This is a genomic window from Tenacibaculum jejuense, assembly GCF_900198195.1.
Lineage (GTDB): Bacteria > Bacteroidota > Bacteroidia > Flavobacteriales > Flavobacteriaceae > Polaribacter > Polaribacter jejuensis.
On sequence record NZ_LT899436.1, the window covers coordinates 1,488,822 to 1,507,122 of the forward strand.

Consider the following 18,301-nt stretch of genomic DNA (forward strand, 5'->3'; position numbering starts at 1 on the left):
ATGTCATCAAACAAATAAATATTAAAATTTATTTTCCATGGAAAATATTTAATATATTTGTAGTGTAAAATTTTTAAAATGAAAACAAATCAAATTATTTTTTATATATCTACAGGATTATTAACGTTGTTAATGTTGTTTTCTGCTGGGATGTATTTTTTTAATCATGAACACATAGTTAAAGCCTTTGAAGGAATGGGATATCCTACTTATATCATTTATCCTTTAGCAATAGCTAAACTTTTAGGCTTAGTTACAATTTGGTTTATAAATAATAGATCATTAAAAGAGTGGGCTTATGCAGGTTTCTTTTTCAATACAGTTCTTGCATTCTTCGCACATATAATGATAAAAGATAGTCAACAAATGTTGGCTGCAATAGGTTTCGTATTAGTATTAATTTCATATAATTTCAATAAAAAAAGATGGGAAAAGTAATAGCTTTTGCAGGAAGTAATAGTAAAAATTCAATAAACAAGAAGTTAGCAACATTTGCTGCAAGTTTATTAAAAAGTAATGAGTTTAAAGTTTTAGATCTTAATGATTATGAACTTCCATTATATAGTATTGATGTAGAAGTGGAAAATGAATTCCCTGAAGCAGCAATAAAATTTAATAATGAATTAGCAGAAAGTGATGCTGTTATAATTTCTTTAGCAGAGCATAATGGAAGTTATACAGCGGCATTTAAAAATCTTTTAGATTGGGTATCTAGAAAAGATAAAACTGTTTTTAAGAATAAGCCTGTTTTAGTTTTAGCAACTTCTCCAGGTGGTAGAGGAGGTGCCACTGTATTAAATACAGCTTTAAATAGTTTTCCTCATTTTGGAGCAGATATTAAAGGGAGCTTTAGTTTACCTTCTTTCAATGATAATTTTAAAGAAGATAAAATTGTAGATTCAGATTTATTAAATCAATTATCAGAAGCAGTTAAAAATTTAGAGTCAGCATTGTAGAAAATGGGAGATATTAGTAAGGATATTCATTCGACTTTCGATAACCATCGTTTTAAAGCCTTCATCAATATTAAATACACAGCAAATTGGATTAATAGTAAAGAGGTAGAGTTTTTTAAATCGTATGGTATTTCGCCACAGCAATATAATATTCTTAGAATTTTAAGAGGAGCAGCAGATAAAATTAAAGTTCAAGTTGTAAAAGACCGAATGGTAGAAAGAGCTCCTAATGCCACTCGTTTGATGGATAAATTGGTTGAGAAAAACTTAATTCATAGATCCAAAGGAGAAGTAGATCGAAGAGAAGTATATGTGGCTATTTCAGATGAAGGTTTATTATTGTTAACCGAAATAGATAAGGAAATAGATACATTGAATCCTCTAGATCGACTTACTGAAAACGAGGCTAAATTATTGAGTGATTTATTAGACAAAATAAGATAAATAATTATGCGAATAGAAAAGTTTCCAGCAAATACTCGCGGATTTGTAAATCATGGTTGGTTGCAAGCGAATTACTCTTTTAGTTTTGCAAATTTTTATGATCCTAATAGAACAAATTTCGGAGCATTACGTGTTTTAAATGACGATTTAATTGCTCCAAGTATGGGATTCAGCACACACCCACATCAAAATATGGAGATTATTACAATCCCATTAAGTGGCGTACTAAAACATAAAGACAATACTTCTAACGAATGGTTGTATGTACATCCTAATGAAGTTCAAGTTATGTCTGCCGGAACAGGTATTTATCATTCTGAAATGAATGGTACTACTGATACATATTTGAGTTTATTTCAAATTTGGATCATTCCTAATCAGGAAGGTATTTCACCAAGATATAATCAAAAAGCTTTTAAAGCTGAAGATAGAAAAAATAAGCTTCAGGTTTTAGTGAGTGCTATCGATGATGATAATTTTGATGGTTTAAAAGTGCATCAAAATGCCAAGCTATCAAGGATTGATTTAGATGAAAACAAAGAATTTATTTATGAGTTGTCTTCAGAGAAGAATGGAATTTATGTTATGAACATTTCAGGAGAAATAAGTATCAATGACGAAATATTTTCAGATAGAGATGCTGTAGGAATTTCTGAAACTACTTCATTTAAAATTACAGCAAATACAACTTCAGAATTGTTTTTTATTGAAATACCTATGACTTTTTAAAGAATAAAAATCAAATAATTTATTAAGAAGCTCTTGAGAAATCAAGAGCTTTTTTAGTTAAGAGTTTTGTGTAAAAAAAATCTATTTCAATAAAGTCTTTTTCCCCAATAAAAAGGAGGTTATATCAAATTTAAATAGGTAAAACATTGTTAATTAGTTGTTTATTGTGTTTTAGTTTTGTGATTGTATTAACCAATTAAAATTAATAATATGAAAATTTTTAAAAGCATCGCAATCATTTTTATTGTATCGTTAATGATGACATCTTGTGAAAAAAATGAGATCAACGATATAAATGAAGAAGTGGAAACTGTTTTAGTGCAAAGAGAAGGTACTAAAGAGAAATTAAGATTGGATTATCATGAAAAGTATGGAGTTGTTAAAGCTCATGAATACCCAATGAATCCAAAAGGAGTACAAGAAGAACCTACTTTAGAAGATTTTTTAGAAAAATCTGATCTTAAAAAGGAAGAGTTGTCAGATTACAGAATTGTAAAAGATGAATTCTCAGGAGTTGGTTTAGCAGAGCATAGAATGGAAGATGGTAATGTGATTAACGTACCGCATAGATTCGAAAGAGAGCCTGTTTATAAACTTGAAGGAAAAACGATTCATGGAAAAAGGATAATTATAATTATTATCATTAGATGTGCTAATGGAATGATAATAGACGTAATTGTTATCGAATTTTAATACAACAAAAAAAGACTGTCTAAGTGTAATTTTAGACAGTCTTTTTCTATAGTAAAAGTTGTAATTTTATTTTTTAAGAACTTTGATAAACTTTCGTTCTCCTTTAGAGTTTGTAATTGCTAAATGATAAAGTCCTCCAGATATAGCAGTTATGTCTAGTTGTATTGAATTTGTTTCTTCTGTTGTACTTACAATTAAATTTCCAACAGCATTGTATAAATGAATACTATATTCATCAAAAGTATTTAGCTGGATGTTAATTTCATCAACTGCAGGATTAGGAAAAACTTTATTTATGAAAGTAAAATTCTCTTTTGTACTCAATGTATTTCTATTAATAGAAAAATCTGCTACAACAGGAAAGTGATCTGAAGCGGTACTGGTATCAAACTCTTGTAAACCAAAAAGATTCAATCTGTCACTTGGCATTTCTTCTGTTTGAATGACAAAAGTTTTTTCGGCATTCAATACATAATCTGAATAAATTATAAAATCTAGTTTTCCAGGCGGAAAATTAGAACTATCAGATCTCCAAGTATAGGCCATTGGAATATCCGTTTGTAAAGCATTATCGTGTTTAAGTTCTGTTCCGTCCCAATCAAGATAAGCACCAGAACCATAAATATTAGTATTTTGAATTTGACCAGTTAATAAGGTATTTAATTGGCTTGAAAGTCCAACTAAATTCAAATCACCAGAATATACAATAGGAGTATTTTTAGGCAATGTAATTTGTCCACCAGGAGATTTGGCTTCCAATACAAACGCAGCATATTCATCAACTTGTCTTTGTCTTCTATCATCAGCCCCGCAACAATTTAAATGTGCATTAGTGTATAATAAATTGGTGCCATAACTATCAGGCAAGTCTATAAGCACTGGAAATTGACGGTCTAAATCCCATTCTTGTATAATTTCCCAACGGGAAACGGTTACTTCACCACCATGTTTTTTTACATACCATCCGTTAGTTGTACCTAAAGGAATCCAAGAATCAAATAAAGATTTAATATATTCTACAGTTGTATCCGCACTCTCAACAAATCCAATAATATCTGGTTGAATAACTGTTATGAGACGTTCATATTCATCTAATTTACTTGCATCTAGTAAGGAATTTAATTTTGTATTGTAAGCTACTATTCTTATGAAAGAATTATCAGATTTATTAATGTCAACTGGTTGATAAGGTGTTGTAGGAGTTTCATTAAAAGTATAAGTAAATACATTATTTAAATTCGGTAACCAATCGAAGTTATTTCTATTACGAACTAAAATTTTTACTGAAGAAGATGGAAATAACGGATTAATTCCGTCAGGAACACTCGCCCTAGGAATTGCAATTTCAAATTCTTTAGATGTTACTGTAGGAGCAACTCTTAAGCCTACCTCAGAAAAACTAACTTGGTTTTTAGGGGTTCCAGTAAAATTATTAAATAATGTACGCTCACCAAATTGAATTCCCAATTCTGCACCATAATCGTCTCGTACTTTAAAACCAGTATTAGAATCATTATCTGTATCTAAATATAAATAGAAGTCATGAGGAATAATATCGCCATCTGTTAAGTCAAACTCTTTGTTTGCTTTAATTTTAATATACAAATATTCAGCATCGTTAGTTACTTGAAATTCTAAAAGATCAATTCCATTAAGAGATTCATTGGTATCAGTAAATGTAGTTAAGTTAGTCGTCCAATCATCAAAATTTCCATCAATACGGATTGATGCAGATTGCGCATAACTAAAAACATTCACAAATATTAAAAGGGTTAGGAAAAGTTTGTTCATTTATTTTTTCGTTATAAAAAGGTTAGCAAATTTATATTTTCATTAAATTATAACACAAAAAAGTAAGATTAAAAGAAAGTTAAGGTTTACAAATTCGAAAAATAAAAGTATCTTGCAGTTATTATGCATGCATAATAAAATTAAAAATCAGACTGAATGACTAAGTACAAAAATATTTTTGAGCCGTTAGATTTAGGTTTCACTACAATAAAAAATAGAATCCTAATGGGATCTATGCATACTGGTTTAGAAGAAGAAAAAAATGGATACGATAAAATAGCCAGATTTTATGCAGAAAGAGCAAAAGGAGGAGTAGGATTAATTGTTACCGGAGGAATTGCTCCAAATATACAAGGATGGACAGGACCTTTTTCTGCTAGAATGAGTACTAAGAAACATGCAGAAAGACATAAAGTAATTACAGAAGCTGTTCATGCAGAAGGAGGAAAAATTTGCATGCAGATTTTACATGCAGGAAGATATGGTTATCATCCACTTAACGTGGGACCGTCTGCAATAAAGTCGCCAATAACACCTTTTAAACCTTTTAAGCTTAGAGAATCTGGTATTAAAAGAACAATTAAAGATTTTGTTAAGTCAGCTGCTTTAGCAAAAGAAGCAGGTTATGATGGAATCGAAATTATGGGTTCTGAAGGATATTTAATTAATCAGTTTATTGCAAAAAGAACAAATAAAAGAAACGACGATTGGGGAGGAAGCTACGAAAATCGTATGCGTTTACCTATCGAACTAGTTAAACAAACTAGAGAGAAAGTAGGTGAGAATTTTATTATCATTTACAGACTTTCAATGTTAGATTTAGTAGAGAACGGAAGTTCATGGGACGAAATCGTAATGTTAGGAAAGGAAATAGAAAAAGCTGGTGCAACTATTATTAATACAGGAATTGGTTGGCACGAAGCTAGAATTCCTACAATAGCAACTTCGGTTCCAAGAGCAGCTTTTACTTGGGTGACTAAGAAAATGAAAAGCGAAATCTCTATTCCTCTAATAACTTCGAATAGAATTAACATGCCTGAAACTGCTGAAAAAGTTTTGGCAGAAGGTCATGCAGATATGATCTCTATGGCTCGTCCGTTTTTAGCTGATCCAGAATGGGTGAATAAAGCTAAGCAGGAAAAAGATGATGAAATTAACACCTGTATCGCATGTAATCAAGCTTGTTTAGATCATGTTTTTGAACAAAAAGTAGCTAGTTGTTTGGTAAATCCTAGAGCTTGTCACGAAACAGAATTAAATTATTTACCAACAGATAAAAAGAAGAAAATAGCAGTTGTAGGTGCTGGTCCTGCTGGTTTAGCGGCTTCAACAGTTGCTGCACAAAGAGGACATGAAGTTACTTTGTTTGATGGTGAGAGTGAAATTGGAGGTCAATTTAACATAGCAAAACAAATTCCAGGTAAAGAAGAGTTTTATGAAACGATTCGATATTTCGGGAAACAAATAGAACTTCATGATGTAAATCTAAAATTGAATACAAGAGTTAATGCTGAAGATTTAGCTCAAGGTGATTTTGATGAAGTTATTTTAGCTACAGGAATTACACCAAGAACACCGAGAATTACTGGTGTTGACCACGAAAAAGTGCTAAATTATATTGATGTTTTAAAACTTAAAAAAGAAGTAGGAAGACGTGTTGCCGTAATTGGAGCAGGAGGTATAGGTTTCGATTTATCGGAATATTTATCACATGAAGGAGAAAGTACTTCTCAAAATATAGATGCATGGTTGAATGAATGGGGTATTGATAAAAGTTTAGAAGCTAGAAGTGGTATTGAAGGTGTTGAAAAACATGTACATCCTTCACCAAGAGAAATCTTTATGTTCAAACGTAGTAAAGGTAAATTTGGTGGAAATTTAGGAAAAACAACTGGATGGATTCATAGAGCAAACCTAAAGAAAAAAAATGTGCAATTTATCAACGAAGTGCAATATGATAAAATAGACGATCAAGGTTTACATTACACACAAAACGAAGAACAAAAAGTTTTAGAAGTTGACAATGTAATTATTTGTGCAGGACAATTACCATTTAAAGAGTTATTACAACCATTACAATCAAAAGGAATTACAGTTCATGTTATTGGAGGTGCAGATATTGCTGCAGAATTAGATGCTAAGCGCGCTATAGACCAAGGTAGCAGATTAGCCGCAAGAATTTAATTTAGAAATCAATATTTTCAAGAGCTAAAAATGATAAATATTTAAATTAAGTTCGTTTTTAGTCGTTTTACTTCAAATAAAAGTTAAATAGGAGTAACTTTTTTGATTTTTTACGTTAAAATACTACTTTTAAAGTAAAAATTTAAAATGAAAAAGTTACTTCTACTTTTTTTTATATCAGTAGTGGTGATTCATTCTCAAAATAGGGGTAATGTTTGGGAACTGAATACATTGGAAATTAATTTTAATAATTCAACCAATACCACAATAACTAGTACTACTAATACAGTTAGTGCACAATCTTCAATAGCAGATACAGAAGGGAAAATTTTACTTTCATACGATGGAGTCAATCTGTACGATCGCCAAGGAAAAATAGTAAAATCCAATGAGAAATTTGCAAAAGCATACAACTCTGTTATTTTTAAAAAAATAGGCTGTAACTCTAAATATTATCTTTTTGAAACAAAAGCCATAAGAACTCCATCTACAGGTAGACAACAAGCTATTAATGTGATACCTAGATTATATTACTCTCAATTTGAAATAGATAACAATGGGAATGTTAAAGTTTTAGAAGAAGAAGTTCTATATTTTGACACTCAAATATATTCTGGTTTAACTTGTTATGTAAATGAAGAAAAACAAAAAGTTTGGGTTATAGTTAGAAATGGGAATAATATTTTTTCAATAGAAGTCAATGAACGAGGTCCAGAAAAGCATAATTCAAGTAGAGTAGCAGAACCAAAGATTTTTGAGTATTTCATTGATGGTGTGAATCAGTTTTTAAATGTTTTTAATGAAATCAAAGTAACACCACAAGGTGATAAGTTAATAACATTCATCCAAAATAATAGATTTGTAACAGCCAGAAATGAATTTAAAGACGAACAAGGTTATATACATATTGTAGATTTTAACAAAAATACGGGCGAGACTGGCGATTTTTTTTCACAAACTAAAATAGAACAAGGAGATACAAAAGTTAGACTTTTTAATCCTTTATTAGGAGGTGTCAAAGATGGAAAGTTATATGTAGCTATTAAAACTAAAATTTTACCTTTTGGCCTTCCTCCAGAGCATATTTTATATGAATATGATCTCAATAGTAATGATATTAAAGCGACTGAAAAAAATATTTTTAGAAGAAATAGAACAAATATTTTCGATATTCAAGAAGCGCCAGATAATGAATTATATATTGCAGTTTTAGGACAACCTATTTATACTTTTTTAGGAAAAATAGAGAATAGTAACGTAACAGAATTGTTAAATACACTTACGTTAAACATAACAGATTTACCTTCTTTTCCACAATCATATTTTAAATCAGATTTTTTCTTTAAGAATTTATGTTTTGGCGATGTAACAGAATTTACTTCAGATTTAATAGAAACTGCTATTAGTTATGAATGGAGTTTTGGCGATGGTAATACTTCTAATCTAGAAAAGCCTACTCATACATATGCTAATGCTGGAAATTATACAGTTACTCTTAGAGTTGAAGACATAAATAATGTTATCCATACGTACACAAACTCTTTAACTATTAAAGATGAGCTAACTTCGAATACTTTACCTAAAGAAGTATTTATCTGTAGTAATGGAGAACCAATCGAAGTAGATGCAGGGCCTTTTGAAACTTATCTTTGGTCTACTGGTGAAACCACACGAAAAATAAGTATAAAGAATCCAGGAGTTTATACTGTAAAAGTGAGTAATAGAAATTGTTGTGTTGGCGAACTTAAAACTACTTTGATAGAAAATGCAGCTCCAATAATAGAAGATACTTTTTATGATGAATTTGATAATACAGTAACAATAACTGCTACAGGTAATGAACCATTGACTTATGTTCTTGATTCAAGTGTTACTCAGAAGAATAACATTTTTAATAATTTATCTTTTGGAGAACATACTGTAGAAGTAATAGATGTTAATGGTTGTAAAGTGTCAAGTAATTTCGAAGTTAATTTAACTATTCCTAAATACTTCTCTCCAAATGGAGATGGCATTAATGATGTTTTCAAAATACCTCAATTACGTGGTAGTTTAGATTTTGAACTTCAAATTTTTGATCGTTACAGAAGAACAATCAAAAGTTTCAGAAATGAAGAAGTTTTATGGGATGGTACTTTTTTAGGAGAACAATTAGTTTCAGATGATTATTGGTATTTCTTAAATGTAAATGGGCAAATTTTTAAGGGTCATTTTTCTAAATTAAATTAGTTATGAAAAGAAAAATAACGCTTTTATTTATTTTAGTTACTACAATTAATAGTTATTCCCAAGATTTTTTACCGATACACTCTCAATACCTTCTGGGGAATTATTTTCTAATTAATCCCGCAGTTGCCGGAATCAATAGCAATCACAGATTACGATTGACTTATAGAAATCAATGGATAGGTGAACCTTCTTCACCCAATACCATAACAGCTAGTTATCAAGGTAGATTAAATAGATATTTAGGAGTTGGAGGATATATTTTTAAAGATAGAAATGGAAATCATAATACAACAGGTTTTGAATTAGCTACCTCATATCAAATCAACTTAGGAACTAATAATAAATATGAAAGATATTGGAGTTTAGGATTAGCTTTTTCTGGAAGACATAACGGTTTAGATTTAGAAAGAGAAGGAAATGATCCTGCATTAATAAACTTTAATGAAGGTTTTGATTTTGGCTTTAACTTAGGAAGCTATTTTATTTATGAAAATTACTATGGAGGTTTAGCAATAAGTCAATTGTTAGTTAATGATTTGTCAGATAATTTAAGAAGTAATTCCAAAACATCATATTCTTTGATTTTAGGTCACATAAGAAGTATTAATGCAAATGATACTTTTTTTTTAGAGCCTTCAGTTTTTATAAAAAAGATAGAAGGTTTAGATACTGAATTAGATATTAACGCTAAATTTTATCATAAACCGTTATTAACAAAATATAGTATTTGGTATGGAACTTCTTATAAAACCTTTATAAATGACGGATTAAATTCTGCATCGTTAACTTTTTTTGCAGGTATAGATTATAAAAATTTTAATTTTGGATACTCTGTTGATTTAGATACAAGCACCAAATTCAATAACTTTTACAATTCACATCAGTTCATTTTAGGAATTAATTTATTTGAAAAAAGATACGCATCTTTGGGGTGTAGCCCTTTAAATTTTTAAGATTTTTTATTTAATATTGGCAAATATGATTAATTATCGATATTTGTAACACAAAATAAGAGATTATGGCAATGAACAAAAACACAGTGTTAGCCTACGCTACACTACTAATGATTTTTATTGGAGTTTTATTAATAGGATTAGGAGCATACAGATACGAAGATATAGGTTGGGGATTTGCAGCAATAGGATTGGGCTTCTTTGCTATAGCATGGGTGTTTAACGCTTTAAAAGGACGCGTATAATAAATTATTACTTTTAAATAGACACAAATTAAATTTTACAAAACAAATTAACCACTACATAAATGTCAGACGATAAAAAAGTCATTTTTTCCATGAATAAGGTTTCTAAAACCTATCAATCTACTGGAAAACAAGTTTTAAAAGATATATACTTAAGCTTTTTTTATGGAGCTAAAATTGGAATTTTAGGTTTAAATGGATCAGGTAAATCTACTTTACTTAAAATTATAGCTGGAGTAGAAAAGAATTACCAAGGTGATGTTGTTTTTTCTCCAGGGTATAAAGTAGGATATCTAGAGCAAGAACCTCAACTAGATGAAGACAAAACAGTATTAGAAATCGTAAAAGAAGGTGTTGCAGAAGTTGTTGAAGTTTTAGATGAATACAACAAAATCAACGATATGTTTGGTTTAGAAGAGGTATATTCTGATGCTGATAAGATGCAAAAACTTATGGATCGTCAAGCAGAATTGCAAGATAAAATTGATGCGACTAATGCTTGGGAATTAGATACAAAATTAGAAATCGCAATGGATGCACTTCGTACTCCAGATCCTGATAAAAAGATTGGAGTGTTATCTGGAGGAGAAAGAAGAAGAGTTGCACTTTGTAGATTATTACTTCAAGAACCTGAAATATTATTATTAGATGAGCCTACCAACCATTTAGATGCTGAATCTGTACATTGGTTAGAGCATCATTTAGCACAATATAAAGGAACTGTAATTGCAGTAACTCACGACCGTTACTTCTTAGACAATGTAGCAGGTTGGATTTTAGAGTTAGATAGAGGTGAAGGTATTCCTTGGAAAGGAAATTACTCTTCTTGGTTAGATCAAAAAGCAAAACGTTTAGAACAAGAAAGCAAATCAGCTTCTAAACGTCAGAAAACTTTAGAACGAGAATTAGAATGGGTTCGTATGGCACCAAAAGGGCGTCAAGCAAAGTCAAAAGCTCGTTTAAAGAACTACGATAAGTTAATGAATCAAGACCAAAAGCAAACAGAAGAGAAGCTTGAAATTTACATTCCAAACGGTCCACGTTTAGGAACTAATGTAATCGAAGCTGCTGGTGTTTCTAAAGCTTTTGGCGAGAAATTATTATACGAGAATTTAGAATTTAATTTACCTCAAGCAGGAATTGTTGGTATCATTGGACCAAACGGTGCCGGTAAAACAACAATTTTTAGAATGATCATGGGAGAAGAAAATCCAGATGCTGGAACTTTTTCTGTTGGAGAAACGGCAAAGATTGCTTATGTAGACCAAAATCATGCGAATATCGATCCTAATAAATCTATTTGGGAAAACTTTTCTGATGGTCAAGATTTAGTCATGATGGGAGGAAAGCAAGTAAATTCACGTGCTTATTTAAGTCGATTTAATTTTTCTGGAAGCGAGCAAAATAAGAAAGTAAATACATTATCTGGTGGTGAACGTAACCGTTTACATTTAGCCATGACACTAAAAGAAGAAGGTAATGTATTATTATTAGATGAGCCAACTAACGATTTAGATGTAAATACACTTCGAGCTTTAGAAGAAGGACTAGAAAACTTTGCAGGATGTGCAGTTGTTATATCTCACGACCGCTGGTTCTTAGATAGAATTTGTACTCATATTCTTGCTTTTGAAGGTGATTCTCAAGTATATTTCTTCGAAGGATCGTTCTCTGAATATGAAGAAAATAAGAAGAAACGATTAGGTGGAGACATTATGCCGAAACGAATTAAATATAAAAAATTAATTAGATAATTTCTGAAGCTCACCTTTCCGGTGAGCTTTTTTTTAAAAGAATCTTAATTAGCGTTAAAAGTTCTAAAATAAAGAGATGTTATATTAAATAAAGTTAAAGTATTGATTTTTAGAAAATAAAATGAATTTCTCAGGGTTTTATTAGTGTAGATTATCAATTTCCTGCGCAGTTAATTCAATAAGCTACCAATCAATAAGTTTAATTTTAAAACAATCAAAAATGAATAATTATTTTAGAAAAGTAGCTTTTTTAATGCTATTCTTATGTGCAGGAATTTATGGAAGTGTTAGTGCTTTTGAAAAACCATCAGATCAAGTTACTTCAATTCAGGATGAAAAAAATTTAGTAGCAACTTTTGAAGACTATACAGAAGAAGGATTTAAGTTTTTATTGAAAGATGGAAATTCAATGACTTTCAGTTTGATAGCAGATGAGTTATTAGAATCTTATGATCTAAAATCCGACGAATACAAAGGAAAACTTTTTCAAATTACTTATCTTTCAGAAGAGAAAGATGGAGAAATTACACATAAAATAACAGGATTAAAAGAGTTAAAATCTCAGGAAGAAAATTCTTAATTTATAAGAGTTTAATTATTAACGCCAGTAAGTTTAAGCTTACTGGCGTTTTTGTTTTGAAGATGAGCCCAACAAGAATGATCTTTTAAATTATGTTAACCTTTTCATGATATCAACATTAAAAGTCAAAATCATTTAATAAATAATCATATAAAATCATGAAAAAAACAAAATTTAAAATTTCGTATTTATTAATTATGCTTGTGTTAATATGTAATTTTTCTTGTAGTTCAGAAGATGGCATGGATGGTATAGATGGAATGCAAGGTCCACAAGGAGAACAAGGTTTACCAGGAACAGACGGTAAAGACGGGAATGCAAATGTTATCGTAAAAACTGTAGATAATGTTGTTTGGACAGTAGGAAGTTTTTTAGGTCAAGAAGCAAATCTTTTTGAAATTAATGACACAGATATAACTCAAGAAGTACTTGATAATTCATTAATCCTTGTGTATTTCAAATTAGTTACAGGAGAAGCTTGGTATCCTATGACATATGCGTTTCCTTTTGATAATGGGAATGATGAAGTAATTACTTTTACATATGAGTTAAATAAAATTAATATTTACGCTTTAAAGTCTACAGGACCATTAAATGCAAGCATAGATGATATTCGTTATTTTATTATTGAAGGAAACTCTGCTGTAGCATCAAGAGAGGATCTAAGTAAACTTTCTTACGAAGAAGCATTAAAACGATTTAAGTTGTTGGAATAAAATAGTATATGCTGAAATAATGTAAATTTGGTCATAAAAATCTTAATAAAGATTTTAGAGATAGATTATTGTTAATCTATCTTTTTTTATGGAGTGTAATTTTAGCATATTCTTAAAATATATAAGTTTTATTATCAGACTGATAAAAATAGAAGATTTCTTGATGTTTGTGTTCTTTGTCTACCAAATAGATTGTAATTTTCGGACTTAATGGACAATTTAATGCCATGAGTAAATATTATATATTCGATTTCGACAGTACGCTTACTAAAGTAGAAGCGTTGGATGTTTTAGCTGAAATAACCTTAGCGAACAATCCAAAAAAAGAAGAGGTAATTAATGAAATTATCAAAATCACAAACCTTGGGATTGATGGAGATATCTCCTTTACCCAGTCGTTAGAACGTAGAATAAAGTTACTTAATGCAAAACGATCCGATTTAAATTTGTTAATTCAAGAACTAAAGAAAAGAGTCTCCAGTTCCATTGAAAGAAATAAAGAGTTTTTCGAATCTTACTCAGAGAATATTTATGTAATTTCTGCAGGATTCAAAGAATTCATTATACCTATAGTTGCAGAATATAATATTCCAGCAGAAAGAGTATTTGCGAATACTTTTGAGTTTAGTCAAGATGGAGAAATTATAGGATTCGATAGAGACAACGTTCTTTCTGTACACAACGGTAAAATAGCTTGTTTACAAAATTTACAATTAGATGGAGAAATCCAAGTAATTGGAGATGGTTACAGCGATTATATCACAAAAGAAGCAGGAGTAGCCGACAAGTTTTTTGCTTATACAGAAAATGTTCAGCGTGAAAAAACAATTAAAAACGCTGATTATATTACACCAAATTTAGACGAATTTTTATTTATAAACGATTTGCCAAGAAATATATCATATCCAAAAAACCGCATCAAAATGTTACTATTAGAAAACATACATGCAGATGCGTACGAAAAATTTACAAACGATGGCTTTACAGTCGAAACTGTAGGAAGAAGTTTATCTGAAGAAGAATTGATTGAAAAATTACAAGATGTTCATGTAATTGGAATCCGTTCGAAAACTCAAATCACAAAAAAAGTAATTGAAAATGCTCCTAGATTATTGGCAGTTGGTGCATTTTGTATTGGAACAAAACAGATTGATTTAGACGCATGTAAAGAAAACGGAATAGTCGTTTTTAATGCTCCTTACAGTAATACAAGATCTGTAGTTGAATTAGCCATTGGAGAAATTATTATGTTGATGCGTAGTGTTTTTCAACGTAGTACAGAAATTCATAACGGAGAATGGAACAAAACCGCTCAAGGTTCTAAAGAAGTTAGAGGAAAAAAACTAGGTATCGTAGGATACGGAAATATAGGAAAACAATTATCTGTTTTAGCTGAAGCTTTAGGAATGGATGTGTACTATTATGATGTTGAAGATAAATTAGCTTTAGGTAATGCTACTAAAATGAATTCTTTAGCTGATTTATTAGCTATTTCAGACGTGGTAACATTACACGTAGATGACAATTCTTTAAATAGAAATTACATAGGAGCTAAAGAAATTTCTCAAATGAAAGATGGAGCTCATTTAGTAAATCTATCTAGAGGTTTCGTTGTAGATATTCCAGCATTAACAGAGGCATTAAAATCAGGTAAGTTAGCCGGAGCTGCTGTAGATGTTTATCCTGAAGAACCTAGAAAAAATGGAGATTTTTACACCGATTTAAAAGGTTTGCCTAATGTAATTTTAACACCTCATGTTGGTGGTAGTACAGAAGAAGCTCAAAGAGATATAGCAGATTTTGTTCCTGGGAAGATTATGGCATACATAAATTCTGGAAATACTGTGGATGCAGTAAATTTCCCAAATATCCGTTTACCAAAACAACAAAATTCACATCGTTTTTTGCATATGCATAAAAATGTGTCTGGTGTTATGGCAAATATTAACAAAGTTGTTGCAGAGTTTGGTTTAAATATCGTTGGTCAGTATTTATCTACAGATCCTAAAGTTGGGTACGTAATTACTGATGTAGACAAAGATTACAACCAAGATGTTATTCAAGAATTAAAAAATGTTGAAGGAACACTTCGCTTTAGAGTTTTATACTAAAAATATAATTCAATACAGTTAAATATATTAAAAGCCTTGTTTTTATAAAACAAGGCTTTTTTTAGTAGTAAACTTTATAAAAAAGTTTGGTTAAATAAGTTTCACTTTATTTTAACGAGTCAATATTAGATTGAATAGACCAAGCAAAATCTAACATTAATCTTTTCTGAAAAATAGAGTCTTTATAGCTAAGATATGTGTCACCAACATATGGAGCAGTACTACCATTTTTAGTATTAATAGTAGCAGACATATGACAACTCATACAATTAGAAAGTGTTCCAATATTAGTAGCAATTTTAGTTCCTTTATTGTAAACATAGCTCGTAGCTTCATCAAAGAAACTAGTATCAAATCCAGATTCTAAATAAGGATTATAACCAATAACTAGTTCTCCTTCATTTTTTCCTCCAATATAAGGTTGTGCTGGGATAAGCATAGAGTAAGCTATATCCATAGCATAATGATTAGCAGCTCCTTGTAAAGCTATTCCGTGTTTTGCAGAAGCGATATCATCTGAACTAGGAAAAGAAGGTGTTAAAGGAGTTGGAGACCACCAAAATGTTTGCCAAACCCAACGTTTAATTTCTTTTGTTCCCACATGCATCGCAACTAATATAGCTTTATCTCCAGCTTTTGCTGCTTTAGGATCTGTAGATTTTATACTATTTTCACTGTTATATGATTTAGCTAAAGTTTCATCTATAGTGAAATGAATAAAATCATTTAAATAATACGTGTTCTCTGGAGTTATTGTATCGCATTTATAATCTAAACGACCGTTAGGATTTGATTTATTTGTAGTATTAAGATCAACATGAATACAAGAGTTCCATTCTTTTTCAGGATATCCGTTGTTTTTATATTCTGGTCCATGCCAAGCAGCCATAGTGTAAATTCCTTGATCAGATACTTTATCTTGTGTAATCACCTTGTATACAGGTTTTATTGTAATAGCATCGTGAGGAAATTCTGGTATTTGACTAAATTCACCAGTTTGCATAGCTTTCAAAGTAGATAAATAAAATATTTTATTAGCAATAGCATATTGTTCAGCAGATGGATTATAAGCTACAACTTCTACTGTTTGAGTGTCATCAAAAATTGTTTGTGAGGTTTTTGAATGACTAAATTGGTTAGGCTTATTAAATTCTAGTCCAACCAAACTATTTGCACTAGGATTATTCATCTTGTGTAAAATTTGCTTAGGACTAGACCAAGTTTGATACGTTAAAGTACCATTACTTAAGGGGGTTGTTAAATGTTTCCATACATCCCAACTATGTTTATACATAGAGTTAAAGTCGTTATTAGCTATCCATTTATTAATAGTAATAGAATCAGTAGGATATGTATAATCAACAGGAATGTAAACTTTTTTTGAATGTGATTTATCCTTGTTTTTTGTTGTTTTATTACATGCGACGACTGTAATTAAGCATAAAAAAAGGATCACCAATTTTGTAGATTTCATGTCTGTATTTGTTAGTTATATGCTAAATCTACAAATAGGAAGTATAGATTCTCCTCTAAAATGCTTCAGTGAAGTAAAAAAAAGCATCAGAGTAAGTATTTAAGTTATGAGAGATCATTGCATTTGTTTTTTTACATCAGAAAATGAATTTTTATCTTTGATAAAAATCATTCTTTTGATGAACTACGAAAATTCTTTGGATTATACTAAACAACTCGACAAAGATGATCCATTAGCTTATTTACGAAATCAATTTCACATTCCTAAAGATGATAAAGGAAACGATTGGCTATACTTTACAGGAAACTCACTTGGATTACAACCAAAGCAAACACAAAAATACATTCAGCAAGAATTAGATGATTGGGCAAAATATGGAGTAGAAGGACATTTTGAAGGAGAAACCCCTTGGTTACCGTATCATGAATTTCTTACAGAAAAAATGGCAAAGATTGTTGGAGCCAAACCATTAGAAACTGTAGTTATGAATACACTAACTACAAACCTACACTTATTAATGGTTTCGTTTTATCAACCAACAAAACAGAAGTATAAAATTGTCATTGAAAGTGATGCTTTTCCTTCGGATAGATATGCAGTACAATCACAATTAAAATTCCATGGTTTTGATATTGAAGACGGATTGGTAGAATGGAAACCAAGAGCTGGTGAAGAACTATTGAGAATAGAAGATCTAGAAACTATTGTTGAAGAACAAGGTGATGAAATTGCGTTACTATTAATTGGCGGTGTAAATTATTATACTGGTCAATATTTAGATATTAAACGTATTGCAGAAATTGGTCATGCTAAGAAATGTATTGTTGGAATTGATTTGGCTCACGGAGCAGGAAACGTACAACCTAATTTACATGATAGTGGGGTAGATTTTGCAGCTTGGTGTACTTATAAATATTTAAATTCTGGACCAGGAAGTTTATCAGGATTATTTGTGCATGAAAAACATGCACATAACAGAGAGTTACCAAGATTTGCAGGTTGGTGGAATCATAATAAAGATACACGTTTCAATATGCGTCAACCGTTTGATGTAATGTCTGGAGCAGAAGGTTGGCAATTATCAAATCCACCAATTTTGTCAATGGCAGCAATCCGTTCGTCTTTAGATTTATTTGATACTGTAGGAATGGATGCATTACGAGAAAAATCAGAAAAACTTACAGGATATTTCGAATATTTGATTAATCAAATTGATACGGATAGAATCAAAATTATCACACCTACTAATCCGGAAGAAAGAGGTTGTCAATTATCAATCCAAGTACAGCATGCAGATAAAAGTTTGCATCAAAAATTAACAGATCATCATATCATCACAGATTGGAGAGAACCAGATGTGATTCGTTGCGCACCAGTGCCAATGTATAATAGTTTTGAAGATGTATTTAGAATGGTTGAGATTTTAAAAGGCTTGTTGTAAA

At 30.4% G+C, this 18,301-nt stretch carries 16 protein-coding genes; 14 read left to right on the plus strand and 2 right to left on the minus strand.

Going from position 1 to position 18,301, the window contains the following annotated elements:
* The first annotated feature begins 78 nt into the window (after positions 1-78).
* From AQ1685_RS06780 to AQ1685_RS06800, 5 genes are all read left to right on the plus strand, one after another.
* A complete protein-coding gene (locus AQ1685_RS06780) occupies positions 79-438 on the plus strand; it encodes a DoxX family protein (protein ID WP_095070638.1) in 360 nt (119 codons plus the stop codon).
* Positions 426-956 (plus strand): NADPH-dependent FMN reductase, encoded by a 531-nt coding sequence (locus AQ1685_RS06785; RefSeq protein ID WP_095070640.1) that lies wholly within the window; start codon positions 426-428, stop codon positions 954-956. Before AQ1685_RS06780 ends, AQ1685_RS06785 begins: the two co-directional genes overlap by 13 nt.
* A gap of 3 nt (positions 957-959) precedes the next feature.
* Positions 960-1,400: a MarR family winged helix-turn-helix transcriptional regulator gene (locus AQ1685_RS06790; RefSeq protein WP_095070642.1), complete on the plus strand. Its 441-nt coding sequence runs from the start codon at positions 960-962 to the stop codon at positions 1,398-1,400.
* Between the two features lie 6 nt (positions 1,401-1,406).
* Entirely contained in the window at positions 1,407-2,129 is a 723-nt protein-coding gene (locus AQ1685_RS06795; RefSeq protein ID WP_095070644.1) for a pirin family protein, read from the plus strand.
* Between the two features lie 210 nt (positions 2,130-2,339).
* Positions 2,340-2,822: a hypothetical protein gene (locus AQ1685_RS06800; RefSeq protein WP_095070646.1), complete on the plus strand. Its 483-nt coding sequence runs from the start codon at positions 2,340-2,342 to the stop codon at positions 2,820-2,822.
* 66 nt (positions 2,823-2,888) lie between these two features.
* Here AQ1685_RS06800 and AQ1685_RS06805 read toward each other — a convergent pair whose 3' ends face one another.
* The gene (locus tag AQ1685_RS06805; protein ID WP_095070648.1) at positions 2,889-4,613 is read right to left on the minus strand and encodes a T9SS type A sorting domain-containing protein; all 1,725 of its coding nucleotides are present in this window, start codon (positions 4,611-4,613) and stop codon (positions 2,889-2,891) included.
* 156 nt (positions 4,614-4,769) lie between these two features.
* Here AQ1685_RS06805 and AQ1685_RS06810 point away from each other — a divergent pair, with 156 nt between their 5' ends.
* The 8 genes from AQ1685_RS06810 (at position 4,770) to serA (ending at position 15,385) form a co-directional block, all read left to right on the plus strand.
* On the plus strand, positions 4,770-6,797 hold the full coding sequence (locus tag AQ1685_RS06810; RefSeq protein WP_095070649.1) for an NADPH-dependent 2,4-dienoyl-CoA reductase: 2,028 nt from the start codon (positions 4,770-4,772) through the stop codon (positions 6,795-6,797).
* Positions 6,798-6,944: 147 nt separating this feature from the next.
* On the plus strand, positions 6,945-9,026 hold the full coding sequence (locus AQ1685_RS06815) for a T9SS type B sorting domain-containing protein (protein ID WP_095070651.1): 2,082 nt from the start codon (positions 6,945-6,947) through the stop codon (positions 9,024-9,026).
* A 2-nt stretch (positions 9,027-9,028) separates the two neighbouring features.
* The gene (locus tag AQ1685_RS06820) at positions 9,029-9,979 is read left to right on the plus strand and encodes a PorP/SprF family type IX secretion system membrane protein (RefSeq protein WP_095070653.1); all 951 of its coding nucleotides are present in this window, start codon (positions 9,029-9,031) and stop codon (positions 9,977-9,979) included.
* 65 nt (positions 9,980-10,044) lie between these two features.
* The gene (locus tag AQ1685_RS06825) at positions 10,045-10,224 is read left to right on the plus strand and encodes a CAL67264 family membrane protein (RefSeq protein ID WP_095070655.1); all 180 of its coding nucleotides are present in this window, start codon (positions 10,045-10,047) and stop codon (positions 10,222-10,224) included.
* A 62-nt stretch (positions 10,225-10,286) separates the two neighbouring features.
* Positions 10,287-11,978 (plus strand): energy-dependent translational throttle protein EttA, encoded by a 1,692-nt coding sequence (gene ettA, locus AQ1685_RS06830; RefSeq protein WP_095070657.1) that lies wholly within the window; start codon positions 10,287-10,289, stop codon positions 11,976-11,978.
* Between the two features lie 220 nt (positions 11,979-12,198).
* Positions 12,199-12,558: a hypothetical protein gene (locus tag AQ1685_RS06835; RefSeq protein ID WP_095070659.1), complete on the plus strand. Its 360-nt coding sequence runs from the start codon at positions 12,199-12,201 to the stop codon at positions 12,556-12,558.
* A 158-nt stretch (positions 12,559-12,716) separates the two neighbouring features.
* Positions 12,717-13,274, plus strand: coding sequence for a collagen-like protein (locus AQ1685_RS06840; protein ID WP_095070661.1), 558 nt, complete (start codon positions 12,717-12,719; stop codon positions 13,272-13,274).
* A 227-nt stretch (positions 13,275-13,501) separates the two neighbouring features.
* Positions 13,502-15,385 carry a phosphoglycerate dehydrogenase gene (gene serA / locus AQ1685_RS06845; protein ID WP_095070663.1) on the plus strand — a complete coding sequence of 628 codons (1,884 nt, stop codon included), beginning with the start codon at positions 13,502-13,504 and terminating at the stop codon, positions 15,383-15,385.
* 106 nt (positions 15,386-15,491) lie between these two features.
* Here the strand turns inward: serA and AQ1685_RS06850 are convergent, their stop codons facing one another.
* A complete protein-coding gene (locus tag AQ1685_RS06850; RefSeq protein ID WP_095070664.1) occupies positions 15,492-16,859 on the minus strand; it encodes a hypothetical protein in 1,368 nt (455 codons plus the stop codon).
* Positions 16,860-17,037: 178 nt separating this feature from the next.
* Between AQ1685_RS06850 and kynU the strand changes: the two genes are divergently transcribed.
* On the plus strand, positions 17,038-18,300 hold the full coding sequence (gene kynU, locus AQ1685_RS06855; RefSeq protein ID WP_095070666.1) for a kynureninase: 1,263 nt from the start codon (positions 17,038-17,040) through the stop codon (positions 18,298-18,300).
* The last annotated feature ends 1 nt before the right edge of the window (position 18,301 follow it).

What these genes read in the sequence shown, in the direction of transcription:
- AQ1685_RS06820 (WP_095070653.1), top strand. Translation starts at nt 9,029, where the DNA reads ATGAAAAGAAAAATAACGCTTTTATTTATTTTAGTTACTACAATTAAT.
- AQ1685_RS06815 (WP_095070651.1), top strand. Translation starts at nt 6,945, where the DNA reads ATGAAAAAGTTACTTCTACTTTTTTTTATATCAGTAGTGGTGATTCAT.
- AQ1685_RS06795 (WP_095070644.1), top strand. Translation starts at nt 1,407, where the DNA reads ATGCGAATAGAAAAGTTTCCAGCAAATACTCGCGGATTTGTAAATCAT.
- AQ1685_RS06825 (WP_095070655.1), top strand. Translation starts at nt 10,045, where the DNA reads ATGGCAATGAACAAAAACACAGTGTTAGCCTACGCTACACTACTAATG.
- AQ1685_RS06790 (WP_095070642.1), top strand. Translation starts at nt 960, where the DNA reads ATGGGAGATATTAGTAAGGATATTCATTCGACTTTCGATAACCATCGT.
- AQ1685_RS06810 (WP_095070649.1), top strand. Translation starts at nt 4,770, where the DNA reads ATGACTAAGTACAAAAATATTTTTGAGCCGTTAGATTTAGGTTTCACT.
- AQ1685_RS06800 (WP_095070646.1), top strand. Translation starts at nt 2,340, where the DNA reads ATGAAAATTTTTAAAAGCATCGCAATCATTTTTATTGTATCGTTAATG.
- AQ1685_RS06835 (WP_095070659.1), top strand. Translation starts at nt 12,199, where the DNA reads ATGAATAATTATTTTAGAAAAGTAGCTTTTTTAATGCTATTCTTATGT.
- kynU (WP_095070666.1), top strand. Translation starts at nt 17,038, where the DNA reads ATGAACTACGAAAATTCTTTGGATTATACTAAACAACTCGACAAAGAT.
- AQ1685_RS06850 (WP_095070664.1), bottom strand. Translation starts at nt 16,859, where the DNA reads ATGAAATCTACAAAATTGGTGATCCTTTTTTTATGCTTAATTACAGTC.
- AQ1685_RS06840 (WP_095070661.1), top strand. Translation starts at nt 12,717, where the DNA reads ATGAAAAAAACAAAATTTAAAATTTCGTATTTATTAATTATGCTTGTG.
- serA (WP_095070663.1), top strand. Translation starts at nt 13,502, where the DNA reads ATGAGTAAATATTATATATTCGATTTCGACAGTACGCTTACTAAAGTA.
- ettA (WP_095070657.1), top strand. Translation starts at nt 10,287, where the DNA reads ATGTCAGACGATAAAAAAGTCATTTTTTCCATGAATAAGGTTTCTAAA.
- AQ1685_RS06780 (WP_095070638.1), top strand. Translation starts at nt 79, where the DNA reads ATGAAAACAAATCAAATTATTTTTTATATATCTACAGGATTATTAACG.
- AQ1685_RS06785 (WP_095070640.1), top strand. Translation starts at nt 426, where the DNA reads ATGGGAAAAGTAATAGCTTTTGCAGGAAGTAATAGTAAAAATTCAATA.
- AQ1685_RS06805 (WP_095070648.1), bottom strand. Translation starts at nt 4,613, where the DNA reads ATGAACAAACTTTTCCTAACCCTTTTAATATTTGTGAATGTTTTTAGT.